This is a genomic window from Streptomyces sp. HNM0574 (assembly GCF_012726235.1).
In the GTDB taxonomy this organism is placed as follows: Bacteria; Actinomycetota; Actinomycetes; order Streptomycetales; family Streptomycetaceae; genus Streptomyces.
This window is the reverse complement of sequence record NZ_JAASAH010000001.1, coordinates 479,563-495,326: the sequence shown is the minus strand read 5'-3', so window position 1 is coordinate 495,326 and position 15,764 is coordinate 479,563. Positions and strand designations below refer to the sequence as shown.

The window sequence follows — 15,764 nt, the reverse complement described above, 5'->3', positions numbered from 1 at the left end:
CGCAGCGGCGACGCCATCGCCCACTGGGCCCTCGCCGACTCCTGGCGCCCACCCAGCCGACCCCTGACCACTTGCACACCCGGCCGCGTCCGCGGCACCCTCCCCGCCCTCGCCGCCAACCGCCTCGCCCGGCACGACAAGAGCGCGGCGTGGTTCAGCCGGCTCCGCCGGAACCAGGGCCGAACCCTCCTCTTCCACGGCCACCTCAAGCCGGTCCTCCCCCGAGACCGCGACCCTCAGTACGTGAAGTGGGAGGGCACCTGTGTGGTAGGTGCTGGCGCCCGCGCCGGAGCGCGAGCCGAGTCTGGCCCGGCAGCGCGAGCAGGGGGCGCTCGACATCGTCCGCGGCGCTCGGGGAAGCCCCTCTGGAGCCGTCATGCCTCGGATGCTGTTTTGCAGCGGAAGCCTAGGACGTCGTATCGTCGATGGGTTCCTGCGCCGAGGTACCGGTGGCAGCGACCGGACTCCCTGATTCTTCTGTATCGCTCTTGAGGTGGCGACCTATTAACCAGGCCATGTAGTCGTCCGCGTTCCCCGCGTGCTGTTGTGTCGCACGTGTCCGGGGGCGGACGTCGCGCTGGCCTGAGTTGCGTCACCCTCCCTCGCAGTTTTCTCGCCCGGGTGCAGCTCTGCCGTCTGCCCCGGGATTTCGTGTTTTCCGGTCCCGGTGCGGCTGCCGGCAGGGCTCCCCTCCCCTTTGGATCAGGAGTTCCCGTCTTGTCTTCCTCCGCGCTCGACAACGAGCCGCAGCACACCACCCAGACCCCAACCCACCCAGCACCTGGCCTGTCGAAGATGGGCCTGGCGGCCTGGATCGCCTTGCTGGTGCTGCTGGGCGCCGAGCTGATGGACATGATCGACCAGTCGGTCGTCCTGACCGCTCTGCCCGCGATCCAGGAGTCGACCGGCGCTGGACCGGACACGGTGCAGTGGCTGACCACCGGCTACTCACTGCCCATCGCCCTCGGGCTGATCACCAGCGGACGCCTCGGCGACCTCTACGGCCGGCGCAGGCTCCTCCTGATCGGCACCGTCGTGTTCACCACGGCCTCGCTGCTGTGCGGCCTTGCTGCCGGACCGGGCATGCTGATCGGCGCCCGCGGGCTCCAGGGCCTGGGAGCGGCCGTGATGATCCCGCAGATCTTGGCCACACTCCATGTCACCTTCGAGGGCCAGAATCGCAGCAAAGTCTTCGGCCTGTACGGGGCCGTCATGTCGCTGGCCAATGTTCTCGGCCCGGTGATGGGCGGTCTGCTGACCGAGGCGGATCTGTTCGGGCTGTCCTGGCGGCCGATCTTCCTGGTCAACGTGCCCGTCGGCCTCGCCGTGATCCTCCTGGGACGCAAGTTCATCCCCGAGTCGACCGCGCGGAAGGCCGACCGCCCTGACCTGACCGGCATGGTGCTGTCCGCACTGGCCATCGTCCTTATCGTCTTCCCGCTCTCCGAGGGGCATCTTCATCACTGGCCGCTTTGGTGCTTCGCCCTGCTCGCCGCGGGCCTCCTCGTCCTCGGTGTCTTCCTGCGCCACCAGAAGCACAAGCAGGGCAACGCGCCGCTCGTAGCCCTTTCCCTCTTCCGGAGCCGGCAGTTCTCCGGCGGCATGGCCGCGCAACTGATGCACGGCCTGCTGTGCGGGCTGTTCTTCATGACCTGGACGCTCTACCTCCAGCGCGGACTAGGCATGAGCCCCTTCCACGCGGCTCTGGCCTTCGTGCTGCTCTCCGTTGGAGAGCTGGGCGGTGCGACGGTCGTAGCAAAGAGCGGCGGGCGCTTCGCCCGCCGCCTGCCGCAGGCCGGAGCCCTCATCACGATCGCTGCGATGGCCGCCTACGGGCTCCAGATCGACGCAGTTCCTGGCCTGACTCTGCTGGCGATGACCGCTCCGGTGGTACTGATCGGTTTCGGCCTCGGCATGGTCGGCGGACCGCTCGCCGACATGTCGCTGGCCAGGGTCCCGCACGAGGACGCCGGATCGGCATCGGGCCTGTTCAACACCGTCATGCACCTGGGCATCGCGCTGGGCACCGCGCTGACCGCCCTGGTGTTCTTCGCCACCACCAACGGCTCACCTGACGCCGCACTCAACCGCGACGCGTTCGTCACCGTGCTGTGGTGGGTCGGCAGCCTCCTCGCTCTGATGTGGGCCCTGATGTTGTGCCTGCCCAAGCACCCGAACAGCCAGACCGAATAGACGAGTTCCCCGGGGCGGCGGTACCCGGCCCGGTGCCGCCGCCTCGTCCTTTCCCTATACACCTCGTGCAACCACGAGGTGGGAGCCTCACGACCACGACCACAGCCCGACCCCGCGGACACCTGCGGGTACGGGAGCGGTGGGGCAGCCGGGCCGAACCGCTGCCCGTCGAAAACGCCAGGCAGGACTTCACAACATCGGCGCACGCCCTGAAGACATACTCTTCGCCGCGCTGGTCACCCCCACCCGGCGGTGCAGCCTGCAACTGCACCGGACACGCATGATCTGGTACCCCACCGTGCCGGGACTGGACGACTGGCTCGGCCTCTACCGCCGCGTCGCCCGCGCCAACGGCGGCGAACCGGACGCCGGACGGCGGCTGCACGCCTGGGCACGGCAGGCGGGCTTCACCGACGTCACCCTGAGCACCAGCTCCTGGCTCTACACCTCGCCCGAGGAGCGGGAGTGGTGGAGCGGCCTGTGGGCGGAGCGCACGGTCGCCTCGGCGTACGCGGACCGGGCCGTCGCCTCCGGGCACGCGACGGCGGCGGACCTGGAGCGGATCGCGGCGGCATGGCGCACCTGGGGGGCGCACCCGGACGCCTGGTTCCTCGCCCCGCACGGAGAGATCCTCTGCCGGGCCTGACGTGCGGCTACGAGCCCAACTAGGCTCCCCCGCATGGACATTCTGGGGACTTCGCTGCGCGTCTGTGTCGACGACCTGGACGCCGCCGTGCCGGTGTACGAGAAGCTGACGGGGGCCGAGGCGGTGCGCTTCGCGCAGGGGCCGGTGCAGGTCGCGGCCGTCGGCCCGTTCTTCCTGCTGAGCGGGCCCGAGGGGCACATGGAGGTGCTGCGGAAGGTGGCGGCGACGCTGGCCGTGGAGAACGTCGACGAGGCGGTGGCCGATCTCCAGGCCGTCGGCGCGGCGGTGCTCGCGGGCCCCTCGCCGACACCGATCGGCCGCAATCTCGTGGCCCGCCATCCGGACGGCTCGGTCTTCGAGTACGTCGACCGCCGCGACGCCCCGGCCTGAGGGAGCAACTCCGGGCCGCCCGGGGGCGGTTGGCCCCGGACGGCCCGGTGCGGTCAGTCCACGGTGAGCACGATCTTGCCGCGGGTGCGGCCCGACTGGTTCAGCCGCCACGCCTCGGCCGCCTCGGCGAGCGGGAGCGCCCGTTCGACGGTGACGGAGAGCTTGCCCGCGTCCGCGAGCCCGGCCAGGGCCGTGAGGTCGGCCGCGTCGGGGCGGACCCACAGGTAGTGGCCGCCGAGTCCGGCCGCTGCCGGGTCGGCGATGGACACCAGGCGGCCGCGGTCCTTCAGCAGGCCGAGGGAGAGCTCGGCCTCGCCCTCACCGTGGAAGTCGAGCGCCGCGTCCACGCCCTCGGGGACCAGCGCGCGGACCCGGTCGGCGAGCCCGTCCCCCTACACGACGGGCTCGGCGCCGAGGCCGCGCAGGAAGTCGTGGTTGCGTTCGCCCGCGGTGCCGATGACGCGGGCGCCGAGCGCCACCGCGATCTGGACGCCGAGCGAGCCGACACCGCCGGCCGCCGCGTGGATGAGGACGGTGTCGCCCTCGCCCACCCCGACGCGCTGCAGCGACTGGTACGCGGTGAGCCCGGCCAGCGGCAGCCCTGCGGCCTCCTCCCAGCCGAGCGCGGCGGGCTTGCGGGCGAGCATCCGGACGCTCGCGGAGACCAGTTCGGCGTAGGCGCCGTGCTGGGCCTGGTCCTTGCGGACGTAGCCGATGACCTCGTCGCCGACGGCGAACTCGCTGACGTCGAAGCCCGTCGACTCGACGACCCCGGCCACGTCCCAGCCGGGGACGAGGGGGAAGTGGGTCTCCATGACCGCGTCCAGATATCCGGCGCCGAGCTTCCAGTCGACGGGGTTGATCCCGGCGGCGCGGACCCGGATGCGGACCTCGCCGGGTGCGGTCTTCGGGTCCGGGAGCTCCCTGAGCTGGAGCGCGTCCGGACCGCCGTATTCCTGCTGTGCGATTGCCTTCATGCGCCGCACAACGGGGCACGCGCCGGGAAGATTCCGCCCGCGTCGACCACACGGGTGGCGCGGGCGCCGTCAGTGGCCCGGCATCGGCATCGGCGCGTTCTGGAGGCCCGGCAGCAGCCAGTCCTGGAACGGCGGCAGCGGCGCCAGCACCGCGCACACCAGCAGGACGAGGCCGACGACGGTGGAGAACACCTGCCCCAGCCGCCAGAGTTTCTCCACGAAGATCACCGCGGCGACTCCGGCCATCGCCGGGACGTTCATCACGCCCAGCGGGATCAGCACGAGCATCAGCCCCCAGCAGCAGCCGAGGCAGTACAGCCCGTGACTCGCGCCCACCCGCAGGTCACGCAGCAGGGGGCGGTAGCGCGCGTAGCGGGCCAACTGGCCCATGGGGCTGCGGCAGTGGCGCAGGCAGACGTTCTTCAGCGGGCCGAGCTGCTGCGCGCCCGCCACCGCGAACGCGGCCGCCGCGATCCAGCGTCCGGCGCCGGGACGGTCCGCGACCAGCTCCCCCGTCCACGCCAGCCCGGCGTAGGCGAGCAGCCCGAAGGCCGTCCACACCAGCAGGTAGCCCGCGGTGAACCCGGCCATCCTGGCCGCCCGGACGCCGCCCGAGGAGCGGCGGCCGATGCCCCGCGCCCAGGTGATCGTCACCGGGGCCATGGACGGCAGCATCATCGCGGCCGTCATGGCGAGCCACAGCAGCAGGAACAGGCCGGGGCCCAGCCCCATCGTGCCCGGCTCGACGCCCATGCCGCGCATCTGCCCGAGCGTCAGCAGCCAGGCGAGCAGGGCGATCAGCAGCAGCAGCGTCCAGGCCGGGACCAGGGCCCGGACCGGGAGCAGGTTCCCGCTGCGGAGCGGCGGTTCGCGGGTGCTCCGGGCGCTGCACACGGTGTTCCTCCCGGGGATTCACCGGCGTTCGGGCGCGGCTCTCCCAGCACAGCACACCGGGCACGAGCCCGCGCGGTGCGGCGGGACCGGGCCGGATGCACCATGTAAGGAGAGCCCGAGGACGACCGAGCGCTTCTCGGCGATGCCTCCCGGCCCCTCGCGCGCGACGACGCTGCGCCGCGCGCCGGGGCCCCGCCGCCGCACCGTGCGACACCCGCCCGGCCGCGGAGAGGTACGGAGGTGTCCGAGATGGTGGAGACGACCGAGCGGGCGGGCGCGCCCGCCGTTCCCCGCTGGCACGTCGAGGGCGACTGGTTCGACACGTGCAAGTGCGCGATCCCCTGCCCCTGTTCCTTCGCGCAGCCGCCCACGTACGGGGACTGCGAGGGGGTGCTCGCCTGGCACGTCCGCGCGGGCAGCTACGGCGACGTCCGGCTGGACGGGCTCAACGTCGTGATGCTGGGCGCGTTCACCGGCAACATCTGGGCCGAGCACTCGGACACCCGGGTCGCGGTCTTCGTGGACGAGCGTGCCGACGACGCGCAGCGCGAGGCCCTGCAGATGATCTTCGGTGGGCAGGCGGGCAGTTGGCCGGCCGAGATGGTCGCGATGATGAACGGGGAGACGACCGGTATGGAGTTCGCGCCGGTCACGATCGAGGTGGCCGAGGACATGAGCGGCTGGAGCGCCGTCGTCCCCGGCCGGGTCGAGGCGCGTGCAGAGGCGCTGACCGGGCCGACCACGCCCGAGGGCGCCCGGGTCAGGACGGTGAACCTGCCGGGTTCGGAGACGGGTCCCGGACAGGTGGCGACCTGGGGCCGGGCCACCCGTGACCACGCGAGCGCCTTCGGCTTCTCCTGGAGCCGCGAGGGACGCTCCAGCAAGCACATCACCTTCGACTGGAGCGGCCCGGACGGCGGCTGACGACGCCCGCGCCGGGGACCCTCACGGCACCACGACGATCTTCCGGCCCCGGCCCTGCGCGAACCGGTCGAGGGCGCGCGGGTAGTCGTCGAGCGGGAGCCGGTCGGAGATGAGGACGGCCGGGTCGAGGACGCCCGCGGCGAAGAGTTCGGCGGCGCGTTCGTAGCTGTGCAGGACGGCCATCGAACCGGTGATGGTGATCTCCTGGTTGTAGATCCGGTACGGCTCGATGGTCGCGGTCGTCGCGTAGTCGGAGACCCCGAACTGGAGGAAGGTCCCGGCCTTGGCGACGCGGCCCAGGCCGTCCTGGATGGCGGCGGCGTTGCCGGTCGCGTCGACGACGAGGTCCCAGCCCTGCGGGCGGTCCAGCTCGTCCGCGTGCGCGGCGGCGGCCGAGCAGCCCAACTGCCGGGCGGTGGCGAGGCGTTCGGGGTTGAGGTCGAGGACGTCGACGGAGGCGGCGCCGGTGCGCTTGGCCAGCTCCAGCATCATCAGGCCCATCGTGCCGGAGCCGTAGATCAGCACGTGCGAGCCGAGCTGCGACCTGAGCACGTCGTAGCCGCGCACGGCGCAGGACAGCGGCTCGATGAGCGCCGCGTCCTGGGTGCGCACGTGCTCGGGCAGCGGTACGCAGTTCGCCGCGGGCGCGACGGCGTACTCGGCGGCGCCGCCCGCGCGGGTCACACCGATCGCGGCCCAGCGGTCGCAGAGGTTGTTGTGCCCGGTGCGGCAGTAGCGGCACTCGTAGCAGTAGAGCGAGGGGTCGACGGCGACCCGGTCGCCCTCGCGGAGCCCGGAATCCTCGACGGCCTCACGGCCCAGCGCGACGACCTTCCCGGCGAACTCGTGCCCGGGTACCACCGGCAGCGTGGGCGCGAACTCGCCCTGCGCGATGTGCAGATCGGTGCCGCACAGCCCGCAGGCCGCCACCTCGACGACCACGTCGCGGGGCCCGGGCGCGGGGTCGGGCACGGTCGTCAGGGACACCTTGCCGACGGATTCGACGAGTGCGGCCTTCATTTGACAGCTCCTAGCGACAGGCCCTGGACCAGCTTGTCCTGGGCGGCGAACCCCGCGGCGAGCACCGGCAGGGAGATCACGAGGGACGCGGCGCACACCTTGGCCAGGAACAGGCCCTGGCTGGTGATGAAGCCGGTGAGGAAGACCGGCGCGGTCTCGGCGACCACACCGGTGAGCACCCGGGCGAACAGCAGCTCGTTCCAGCTGAAGATGAAGCAGATCAGGGACGTCGCGGCGATGCCGGGCGCGGCGACCGGCGCGACGACCCGCAGCAGGACCGCGGGCAGCCGCGCCCCGTCCACCTTGGCCGCCTCGATCAGCGCGACGGGCACCTCGGCCAGGAAGGACTGCATCATCCACACCGCGATCGGCAGGTTCATCGAGGTGTAGAGGACGACGAGCAGCCACACGTTGTCCAGCAGCCCCACCCGCTGCGCGAAGAGGTAGACCGGCAGCAGCCCGGCGACCACCGGCAGCATCTTGGTGGAGAGGAAGAAGAACAGCACGTCCCGCCACTTCCGCACCGGCCGCAGCGACAGCGCGTACGCGGCGGGCAGCGCGAGGAGGAGGACGAGCAGGGTCGAACAGACCGACGCCGTCAGCGAGTTGGCCAGCGGCGGCCACGGGCTCGCGCCGCCCCCGGTGCCGAAGAACTCGCGGTAGCCGTCGAGGGTGAGCGGCGCGGTGAGGGACGGCGGGTTGGTGGCGGCGTCCGGTTCGGAGTGCAGCGAGGTCAGCGCCATCCAGGCGAGCGGGAGGAAGAAGACCAGCGCGCACAGCCAGGCGAGCAGCCCGAGCAGGGTGTGCGCGGTACGGGGGCGCCGGGGACGCGCGAGTGCGGGGGCGGTCATCCGCGGGACTCCTCGCTGAACAGGGACGAGACCACGCGCAGCGCGAACGTGGCGATGATCAGGGAGCCGATGACCACCAGCACACCGGCGGCCGAGGCCCGTCCGTACTCGTGCCCCTGGTAGAAGGTCTGGTAGATGGTGTACGGCAGGTTGGCGGTGCCGAGGCCGCCCGAGGTCAGGGTGAACACCGCGTCGAAGTTCTGCACGATGTGCACCGAGCCGAGCAGCGCCCCGAGTTCCAGGTAGCGGCGCAGGTGCGGCAGCGTGAGGTAGCGGAAGATCTGCCAGGGGCCGGCGCCGTCGATGCGGGCGGCCTCGATCGCGTCCGCCGGGCGGGACTGGAGCCCGGCCAGCAGGATCAGCATCATGAACGGCGTCCACTGCCACACCAGGGACGCCTCGACCGCGCCGAGCGGCATCTCGGCCACCCAGTCCGGCTGCGGCGCGTCCCCCGGGGTGCCGCCGGACAGCCAGGTGAGCAGCCCGTTGAAGAGCCCGTACTCGGGGTTGTACAGCACGTGCTTCCACAGCAGCGCCGCCGCGACCGGCACCACCAGGAACGGGGCGATGAGCAGGGTGCGGACGAGGCCGCGGCCGCGGAAGCTCCGGTCCAGCAGCAGCGCCAGGCCGAGCCCGAGCAGCAGGCTGACCAGGACCACGGTGACGGTCAGCAGGATCGTGGTGAGCACCGCGTCGCGGAGCGCCGGTTCGGTCAGCACCTGCTGGTAGTTGGCGAGTCCGCCGAAGGTGCGCTCGTCCGGATAGAAGGCGTTCCACTCGAAGAGGGAGATCACCAGCGTGGCCACGAACGGGAGTTGGGTCACCAGGATCAGGAAGACCAGCGCGGGCAGCAGGGGCCCGCGCGCGGCCCAGGCGCGCAGCCGGTCCGGTGGCCCGCCCCTGCGGGGGCGCGGGCCGGCGGTTGCCGGAAGGGTACGCGTCGCTGTGGTGGTCACTGGGCCTCCCGCCCCTCGTAGTCGCGGGCGACGACCTCGGCCAGCCGCTGCGCGTTGCGCAGCGCCTCGTCGGTGGACCGGCGGCCCGCGATGGCGGAGCTGATCTCCTGGGTGACCTTGGTGCCGAGGTCGGGGAACTCGGGGATGCCGACGAACTGGACGCCGGGCGCGGGCCGCCGCTGGACGCCCGGGTCACGCGGGTCGGCGCGGACGATCGCCTCGCGGGTGACCTCGCTGAACGCGCCGGCGGCCCGCCGGTACTCGGGGATGCGGTAGGTGGAGGCGCGTTTGCCCGCGGGCACGTCGGCCCAGCCGGACTCCTCGCCGACCAGCCGCTCGTACTCCTTGCCGGACGCCCAGGAGATGAACTCCCATGCCTTGTCCGGCTTTTCGGAGGACTTCTGCAACCCCCAGGCCCAGGTGTAGAGCCAGCCGGACGAGCGGGTCTTCTCCACCGGAGCGGGCACGTAGCCGATCTTCCCCCTGACCGGGGAGTCCGCGGCCTCCAGCGATCCGGCGCCCGCGGTGGCGTCGTACCACATGGCGCTCTTGCCCTGGGTCATGTTGTTCAGGCACTCCGCGTACCCGGACTGGGCCGCTCCGGCCTGCCCGTGCGCGCGGACCAGCTTCACGTAGAACTCGGTGGCCTCGCGGAACCCGGAACCGGGGCCGTCCAGCCGGGCCTTCCAGTCGTGGTCGAACCAGGTGCCGCCGAAGGTGTTCACCATCGACGTGAGCGGCGCCGCGAGTTCGCCCCAGCCGGGGAGGCCGCGCAGGCAAATGCCGCGCATGCCGGGCTCGGCGCCGTCGGCCCGCTCGGCGAGCCGCGCGACCTGGTGCCAGGTGGGGTGCGCGGGCATCCGCAGGCCCTTCTCCGCGAACACGTCCTTGCGGTACATCAGGAACGAGGACTCCCCGTAGAAGGGCTGCGCGTAGACCTCCCCGTCCGGGCCGCTGAGGGACTGGCGGACGGAGGGCAGGACGTCCTCCTGGTCGAAGTCCTCGTCGGCCTCCGCGTACGGGGTGAGCGAGCGGAGCCAGCCGTTCCTGGCGTAGATCGGCGTCTCGTAGTTGCTGAGCGTGGCGACGTCGTACTGTCCGGCCTGGTTGGCGAAGTCCTGGCTGAGCTTGTCCCGTACGTCGTTCTCCGGCAGCACCGTGAAGTTGACCTTGACGCCGGTCTCCGCGGTGAAGTGCTCGGCGGTGAGCTTCCGCAGCTCCTGCATCTGCGGGTTGTTGACCATGAGGACGTTGAGGGTGTCGTCGTCCGCGCCGGTGCCCCCGGCGCCCGCGCACGAGGCCAGCAGCGCGCTCGCCGCGAGGACGCCGACGGCCGTGCGCACCCTCCGGTACGCGCGGGGCCGATGGTGACTGCCCATGAACTCTCCAGGTCGGGTAGGGACAAGCGGTGCGTATCGGGCATGCCGGGGCGCGCGGGGGCGCGGCGTGGCGGACGGGCCGCGTCCGCGCCGGGGTTCAGACGCGGACGACCTGCGGGCCGCGCAGCGAGTAGCGGTGCGCCTCCGAGGCGGACAGACCGGTGCTGGTCACGATCGCCTCGAAGTCGCTGACCTCGGCGAACCGGCAGAAGCTGACCGCGCCGAACTTCGTGTGCAGCCCCGCGAACACCCGCCGCCTGGAGGCCCGTACGGCCTGCGCCTTGACCTCGCTCACGGCCGGGTCGGGCGTGGTGAGCCCGTGGTCGCGGGAGATGCCGTTCGCCCCCAGGTACGCCAGGTCGATGACGAATCCGGAGAGCATCTTCGTCGTCCAGTGGTCGACGGTGGCCAGCGTCGAGCCGCGCAGCCGGCCGCCGAGCAGCAGCACCGTGATCTCCTCCGCCGAGGCCAGCGCCCCGGCCGCCGCCAGGGACGCGGTGACGACCGTGAGCGGCCTGCCGCGCGGCAGCGCCTCGGCGATGAGCTGCGGGGTGAAGCCCTCGTCGATGAAGACCGTCTCGGCCTCGCCGAGCATGTCCGCCGCGGCGGCGGCGATCCGCCGCTTCTCGGGCACGTGCATCGTCGTCCGGAAGGCGAGCGTCGTCTCGAAGCCCGCGCTCTCCACCGGGTACGCACCGCCGTGGGTGCGGCGCAGCAGGCCGTGCGACTCCAGGACGCGCAGGTCGCGGCGGACGGTCTCCTTCGCGACGCCCAGCTCGGCGGCGAGTTCGGCGACGTCCACGGCGCCGGAGCGCCGTGCCGCCCCGACGATGACGCGCTGCCGCTCCTCCGCACCCATCGGCACGCTCCCTCTCTCCGTACGGGCACGGGCCCGCCCGTTCGGGCCCGTGCCCAGAGTTCTACCGGCCCCGCCGCACCCCAGCCAGGCCCCACCCTCCCCCGATCCCGCCCGCTTCCGCCCGCCCAGGGCGTCCCGCCATGCGCTGCCTCACCAGGACTTTCCTCTCGGGACCCTCGTGCGCCGCCCGTCTTCGACGCCCGCTTGGGGGGCAACGGGCGCCCGGGAGATGCCCGTTCGCCCTTTCCGGGGTGCGGGGAGGTGCGCCCCACCAGGGGCGCGGGGAACTGCGCGAACGGCCACGGCGTACGGGGTGGCCCGGTGACGGCATGGAGCACCCCGCGCGGGGGTGACCCCGCTGCGCTTGCCAGCCCTGCGCCTAGGCGCAGTTCTCCCAAGCGGGGTCACCCCGAGAAGCGGGGCCGGCCCGATCAGGGGCGCGGGGAACTGCGCAAAAAGGGGCGCGGGGAACTGCGCGAACCACCACGACGTACCCGCACCCGCCCACACAGCCCCGCACCCCCCGACGCAACAAGCCCCCAACGCTACGCGCCGGACGCCGGCCGCATCCGGAAGTCGTACCGAGCCGGCAACGGCTCCCCGGCACACACCGCGGACCACGTCTCGGTCAACACCTCGTCCCCCTCCCGCAGATCGTCCACCTCGACCCCCGCGTCGAACACGGCCCGCGCCGCCCCCCGTTCCCCCTCCGCCAGCAGAACCCGCGCGTGCAGCAGCCGGAACCGCCCCCGCGCCCGCTGCGCCGCCGGCAGCCGCTCCAGCACCCGGCGCGCCTCGGACACCCGCCCGGCCGCGAGCAGCGCCGGCACCGCCTCACGGACCAGCGCCACCAGCAACTGCCCGTCCGCGCAGGACGGTTCGCGCTCGGCCGCCGTCTCCGCGGCCGTCAGCAGCCGGTCCGCCGCCCGGTCCCGTCGCACGCCGGTGCCGGCCTCGGCGAGGTCCGCGACGGCGAGCGCGCGCAGGGTCCACGGCTCGGGCGCGGCGGCGGCCGACCGTTCCCAACTGCGCACCGCCTGGGCCCGGTCGCCCGCGTGCCACTGCGCGACGCCCAGGTGGTAGTGCGTCAGCGGACCGTCGGGGGCGCACTCCAGCTGGTCCCGCCAGGCGTCCGACACCAGCGAGGGCCCCGGCGCGCCGCCCCCCTCGGGGAAGCGTCCGGTCATCAGCAGCTCCAGCCAGGGCTGTTGCTCGTCCCCGAGGGACTCCTCGGGGAACGGCGTGCCCGGCAGCACGTACCCGCCGCGCGCCACCTCCAGCGCGCCCCAGCCCGAACCGGCGGCCAGCGGCTCCCCCTCCGGTGCGGCGTCGGCCAGCGGGCGCCAGCCCGCGTAGGCCGCGTCGACGGCGGCGCGCGGCAGCGCCTCCTCCAGTCGCCCGGCCGCGTGCGTGCGCGCCGCGCGCCAGTCCGTCCCGTGCGTGGTGCCCGCCTCGGTCTCCAGCGGCCCGTACGCCTCCAGCCAGGCGAACTCCTCGCCCGCCTCCAGCCGTACGTGCTCCAGCTGGGTGCGGGCGAGGCCCGCCTGGATCTCCGCGTAGCCCGGGGTGCCGGGTTCGGTCAGCCAGCTCTGCCAGCGGCGGCCGCCGGGCCCGTGGCCCCAGACGAACAGTTTGCGGCCGCGCAGCAGGTCGGTCGACGTCTGCACCAGGCCGCGGCCCTGCCCGTCGAGGGAGGCGATCCAGCGCCGGGTGCCGTCGGGCAGCTCGTAGAAGTAGTCGCCGGGGTACTCGCTGCGCAGCGGGTACATGCGGTCGGCGCCGTCCCATTCGGGCACGGGGATGCGGCGCAGTTTCCGCTCGTAGGAGAAGTTCCAGGTCTCGTCGGCGGGGACGAGGACGCGGGTGTGCTCGTCTTCCGGGACGGCGATGTTCGACCACCAGTAGACGGGGACGGGACGGTCGTGCGGGTTGCGGACCCGGACGCCGACGTACAGGAAGTCCGCGCCGTCCGGCAGCCACAGGTCCACCTGGAACGGGGTGTCGCGCAGCCGTTCCCACTCCCACAGCCGCAGCATCTCGCCACCGTCCGGCGCGGGCAGACGGGCCGCGTGCAGCGGGGCGCAGGACAGCGGGGTGTGTCCGGTGGCGCCGATGTTCCACTCGATGCCGCCGGAGAACCAGGCGCCGTTGAGCGCGAAGTTGGCGGGCTGGAACACCGGGTTGGTGTAGAGCAGTTCGCGCCCGGTGGGCTTGTGGAACAGCGAGTGGACGCGGCCGCCGAGCGCGGGCAGCACGGTCGCCCGCAGCCGGTCGTTCTCCAGCACGAGGGTGTCCAGCGTGGTGGGCGTGCGGGTGCGCCCGTAGCCGTCGAGGAGCGGTGTGGGCAGCGGGGAGCGGAGCGGCGCGTAGCCGATCTGGCGGGCCATGTCGGCGGGCAGCGCGGCCCGTTGCCGCTCGTCGAGGGTGTGCGCCTCGTCCAGCGGCAGCAGCGTGGGCAGCGGGTTCGCCGGTCCGGCCGGCGCGGCGGGAAGGGTCAGTGTGCTGCGTCGTACGGTCGTCGCCACGAGCGCCTCGCTCTCCTCCGAGGGGGTGCGGCCCCGGCCTCCCGGGCCCCCGCGCGTCATGGAACACGGCGGCGGCCGGCTTGGACAGGGACTCTTCCGCCGGGGAGTTGCACTTTCCGCGCCCCCTTCCCCGACCGCGCGTTCAGCCCGCCGGGCGCGCGAGGGCGGTGGCGGCCGCGTAGCCCGGGGGCACGGGGACGTCGGCGAGGTGCCAGCCCGGGAGGGGGGCGGGGCGTTCCAGGGTGCTGACGTAGTCGGCGGCCGGGTCGGTGGCGAGGCCGGTGCCCAGGCCCTTCAGGAACGCTTCCTTCCGGGTCCAGCAGCGGGTGAAGGCGGCGGGGCGCTCCCGCTCGGGCAGCGCGGCCAACTCCGCGCGCTCGCGCGGGTGCAGGGAGGCGCCGACGTCGGCGACGACACCGGGCGCGGGCAGCGCCTCCACGTCGGCGCCGACCGGGGCGTCCGCGAAGGCGAGCAGCACCAGGTCGCCCGCGTGCGAGAGGGAGAAGTGCAGCAGGTCGCCGGCGACGGAGGGCCGCCCGTGCGGACCGCCGCAGCCCGGGCAGGGCGCGCGGGTGAGCGGCACGGCGCGCGGGCTGCCGCCGAGGCGCGCGGCCAGCTCCCCGCGCAGCGCGGTGTGCGCGACGAGGTACCGGTCGCGGTCCGCCTCCCGCCGGAAGGCGGCGGCGCGTTCGCGCTCCCCGGCGGAGAGGGAGCCGGCCTCCCGGCGGGCCGCGGCCGCGTGCGCGGAGACCCGCAGCACCCGCCGCTCGACGCTCACGCGCCACCTCCCGCGCGGACGGGCGTGACCGGTGCGGCGGCCGAACTCCCGGAGGCACGGGGACAGTTGCGGTGAGTGGCCATGGCACGAACGTAGCCGACCGCGCGGGGCGGGCGTGCACCGGTGCGGAGCGGGGGCGGGGGTCCGGTTGAAAGCCGCACGCCCTTAGCTTAGGGTTACCTAAGTTTTTCCGGCCGGACCGTGCTCACCGCTGCCCTCGTGCAGCACGTCAGCGGCCCGGTGCCCTGTTCACGACGTGGGGGACGGTACGCCCCACGCGACGATGAGGAACGTCCATGCCCACCTGGTTCACCCGCCGTGCGCGCCGTCAGACGGTCGCCGCCTCGGCCGCGGTACTCGCCCTCAGCCTCACCGTGAGCGGCTGCGGCTCGTCGGACGACAAGGACACCTCCACGTCCGGGAAAAGCGGCGCCGGGTTCCCCGTGAAGATCAAGAGCGCGCTCGGCACGGCGGAGATCGAGAAGAAGCCGGAGCGCGTCGTCACGCTGGGCCAGGGCTCGGCCGAGACCTCCATAGCCCTGGGCAACACCCCCGTCGGCATGGAGAGCTACCCCTGGGGCAGCGACAAGACCGGCTACCTGCCCTGGGTCCACGAGGCCGTGAAGAAGAAGGGCGACAAGCTCCCCACCCAGTTCAAGGGCGGCGAGGACATCGACGTCGAGAAGATCGTCGAGCTGGAGCCCGACGTGATCCTCGCCCCCTGGTCCGGCATCACGCAGAAGCAGTACGACGTCCTCTCCGACATCGCGCCCACGGTCGCCTACCCGGACCTGCCGTGGACCACGGACTGGGACGACCAGATGGACCTGATCGGCAAGGCGCTCGGCAAGGAGAAGAAGGCCGACGAGCTCAAGGCCGACATCCAGAAGCAGTTCGCCGACGAGCGCAAGAAGCACCCCGAGTACCAGGACGTCACGTACTCGTACATCTACAACAACGGCCCCGGCACCCTCGGCGTCTTCAAGCCCGAGGAGCAGCGGGTCAAGATGGTCTCCTCGCTGGGCCTCAAGACCGACCCGGTCGTGAACGACTTCAAGGAGACGAAGGGCACCGCCTCGGCGCTCATCGGCCTGGAGAACGGTCACAAGCTCAAGGACAGCGACCTGATCTTCACGTTCTACAGCGACGAGAAGAACCGCAAGGAGATCGAGAAGCAGCCGCTGTACGCGAAGATCCCCGCCATCAAGAACGGCGCGGTCGTCTCCAGCGAGGACAAGCCGTTCGTCACCGCCTCCTCGCTGATCAACCCGCTCACCGTGCCGTGGGTCATCGACCGCTACGAGCCGATGATCGACAAGGCGATCGAGAAGGCCGAGAAGGCTGACAAGGCCGACAAGTGAGGGACGCCGGA

At 72.7% G+C, this 15,764-nt stretch carries 12 protein-coding genes and 2 pseudogenes; 5 read left to right on the top strand and 9 right to left on the bottom strand.

What is annotated here, in order from left to right; genetic code table 11:
• The first annotated feature begins 717 nt into the window (after positions 1-717).
• From HCC30_RS02040 to HCC30_RS02030, 3 genes and pseudogenes are all read left to right on the top strand, one after another.
• On the top strand, positions 718-2,193 hold the full coding sequence (locus HCC30_RS02040) for an MFS transporter (protein ID WP_169440193.1): 1,476 nt from the start codon (positions 718-720) through the stop codon (positions 2,191-2,193).
• 280 nt (positions 2,194-2,473) lie between these two features.
• Positions 2,474-2,839, top strand: a pseudogene (locus HCC30_RS02035) (SAM-dependent methyltransferase); the annotation flags it as partial.
• A gap of 33 nt (positions 2,840-2,872) precedes the next feature.
• Positions 2,873-3,229, top strand: a complete 357-nt coding sequence (locus HCC30_RS02030) for a VOC family protein (protein WP_169440192.1) — start codon at positions 2,873-2,875, stop codon at positions 3,227-3,229.
• Between the two features lie 53 nt (positions 3,230-3,282).
• Here the strand turns inward: HCC30_RS02030 and HCC30_RS02025 are convergent.
• Together HCC30_RS02025 and HCC30_RS02020 are read right to left on the bottom strand one after the other, a co-directional pair.
• Positions 3,283-4,206: pseudogene (locus HCC30_RS02025) on the bottom strand (NADP-dependent oxidoreductase).
• A 69-nt stretch (positions 4,207-4,275) separates the two neighbouring features.
• On the bottom strand, positions 4,276-5,100 hold the full coding sequence (locus HCC30_RS02020; RefSeq protein WP_346776453.1) for a DUF2182 domain-containing protein: 825 nt from the start codon (positions 5,098-5,100) through the stop codon (positions 4,276-4,278).
• Positions 5,101-5,349: 249 nt separating this feature from the next.
• On the opposite strand from HCC30_RS02020, the gene HCC30_RS02015 reads away from it, so the two are divergent.
• Positions 5,350-6,024 carry a DUF1326 domain-containing protein gene (locus HCC30_RS02015; protein WP_169440191.1) on the top strand — a complete coding sequence of 225 codons (675 nt, stop codon included), beginning with the start codon at positions 5,350-5,352 and terminating at the stop codon, positions 6,022-6,024.
• Between the two features lie 21 nt (positions 6,025-6,045).
• On the opposite strand, the gene HCC30_RS02010 is transcribed toward HCC30_RS02015, so the two are convergent.
• The 7 genes from HCC30_RS02010 to HCC30_RS01980 all read right to left on the bottom strand — a co-directional run bounded on the left by HCC30_RS02010 (position 6,046) and on the right by HCC30_RS01980 (position 14,371).
• Positions 6,046-7,044, bottom strand: coding sequence for a zinc-dependent alcohol dehydrogenase family protein (locus HCC30_RS02010; protein WP_169440190.1), 999 nt, complete (start codon positions 7,042-7,044; stop codon positions 6,046-6,048).
• Complete coding sequence (locus HCC30_RS02005) at positions 7,041-7,895, bottom strand: carbohydrate ABC transporter permease (protein WP_169440189.1); 855 nt, start codon at positions 7,893-7,895, stop codon at positions 7,041-7,043. The genes HCC30_RS02010 and HCC30_RS02005 overlap by 4 nt, the downstream gene beginning before the upstream one ends.
• The gene (locus HCC30_RS02000; protein WP_169440188.1) at positions 7,892-8,851 is read right to left on the bottom strand and encodes a sugar ABC transporter permease; all 960 of its coding nucleotides are present in this window, start codon (positions 8,849-8,851) and stop codon (positions 7,892-7,894) included. The genes HCC30_RS02005 and HCC30_RS02000 overlap by 4 nt, the downstream gene beginning before the upstream one ends.
• Entirely contained in the window at positions 8,848-10,230 is a 1,383-nt protein-coding gene (locus tag HCC30_RS01995; RefSeq protein WP_169440187.1) for a sugar ABC transporter substrate-binding protein, read from the bottom strand. Before HCC30_RS01995 ends, HCC30_RS02000 begins: the two co-directional genes overlap by 4 nt.
• Positions 10,231-10,327: 97 nt before the next feature.
• Positions 10,328-11,089, bottom strand: coding sequence for a DeoR/GlpR family DNA-binding transcription regulator (locus HCC30_RS01990; protein ID WP_169440186.1), 762 nt, complete (start codon positions 11,087-11,089; stop codon positions 10,328-10,330).
• Positions 11,090-11,634: 545 nt separating this feature from the next.
• Positions 11,635-13,614 (bottom strand): DUF5107 domain-containing protein, encoded by a 1,980-nt coding sequence (locus HCC30_RS01985; RefSeq protein WP_169440185.1) that lies wholly within the window; start codon positions 13,612-13,614, stop codon positions 11,635-11,637.
• A gap of 142 nt (positions 13,615-13,756) precedes the next feature.
• Positions 13,757-14,371 carry a 4'-phosphopantetheinyl transferase superfamily protein gene (locus tag HCC30_RS01980; protein ID WP_206323300.1) on the bottom strand — a complete coding sequence of 205 codons (615 nt, stop codon included), beginning with the start codon at positions 14,369-14,371 and terminating at the stop codon, positions 13,757-13,759.
• 317 nt (positions 14,372-14,688) lie between these two features.
• Here HCC30_RS01980 and HCC30_RS01975 point away from each other — a divergent pair, with 317 nt between their 5' ends.
• Entirely contained in the window at positions 14,689-15,753 is a 1,065-nt protein-coding gene (locus HCC30_RS01975; RefSeq protein WP_169440184.1) for an iron-siderophore ABC transporter substrate-binding protein, read from the top strand.
• Positions 15,754-15,764 lie beyond the last annotated feature (11 nt).

Excerpts from the sequence above, each read along its gene's own strand:
- HCC30_RS02030 (WP_169440192.1), top strand. The coding sequence starts at position 2,873 with ATGGACATTCTGGGGACTTCGCTGCGCGTCTGTGTCGACGACCTGGAC.
- HCC30_RS02015 (WP_169440191.1), top strand. The coding sequence starts at position 5,350 with ATGGTGGAGACGACCGAGCGGGCGGGCGCGCCCGCCGTTCCCCGCTGG.
- HCC30_RS02010 (WP_169440190.1), bottom strand. The coding sequence starts at position 7,044 with ATGAAGGCCGCACTCGTCGAATCCGTCGGCAAGGTGTCCCTGACGACC.
- HCC30_RS02005 (WP_169440189.1), bottom strand. The coding sequence starts at position 7,895 with ATGACCGCCCCCGCACTCGCGCGTCCCCGGCGCCCCCGTACCGCGCAC.
- HCC30_RS01995 (WP_169440187.1), bottom strand. The coding sequence starts at position 10,230 with ATGGGCAGTCACCATCGGCCCCGCGCGTACCGGAGGGTGCGCACGGCC.
- HCC30_RS01990 (WP_169440186.1), bottom strand. The coding sequence starts at position 11,089 with ATGGGTGCGGAGGAGCGGCAGCGCGTCATCGTCGGGGCGGCACGGCGC.
- HCC30_RS01975 (WP_169440184.1), top strand. The coding sequence starts at position 14,689 with ATGCCCACCTGGTTCACCCGCCGTGCGCGCCGTCAGACGGTCGCCGCC.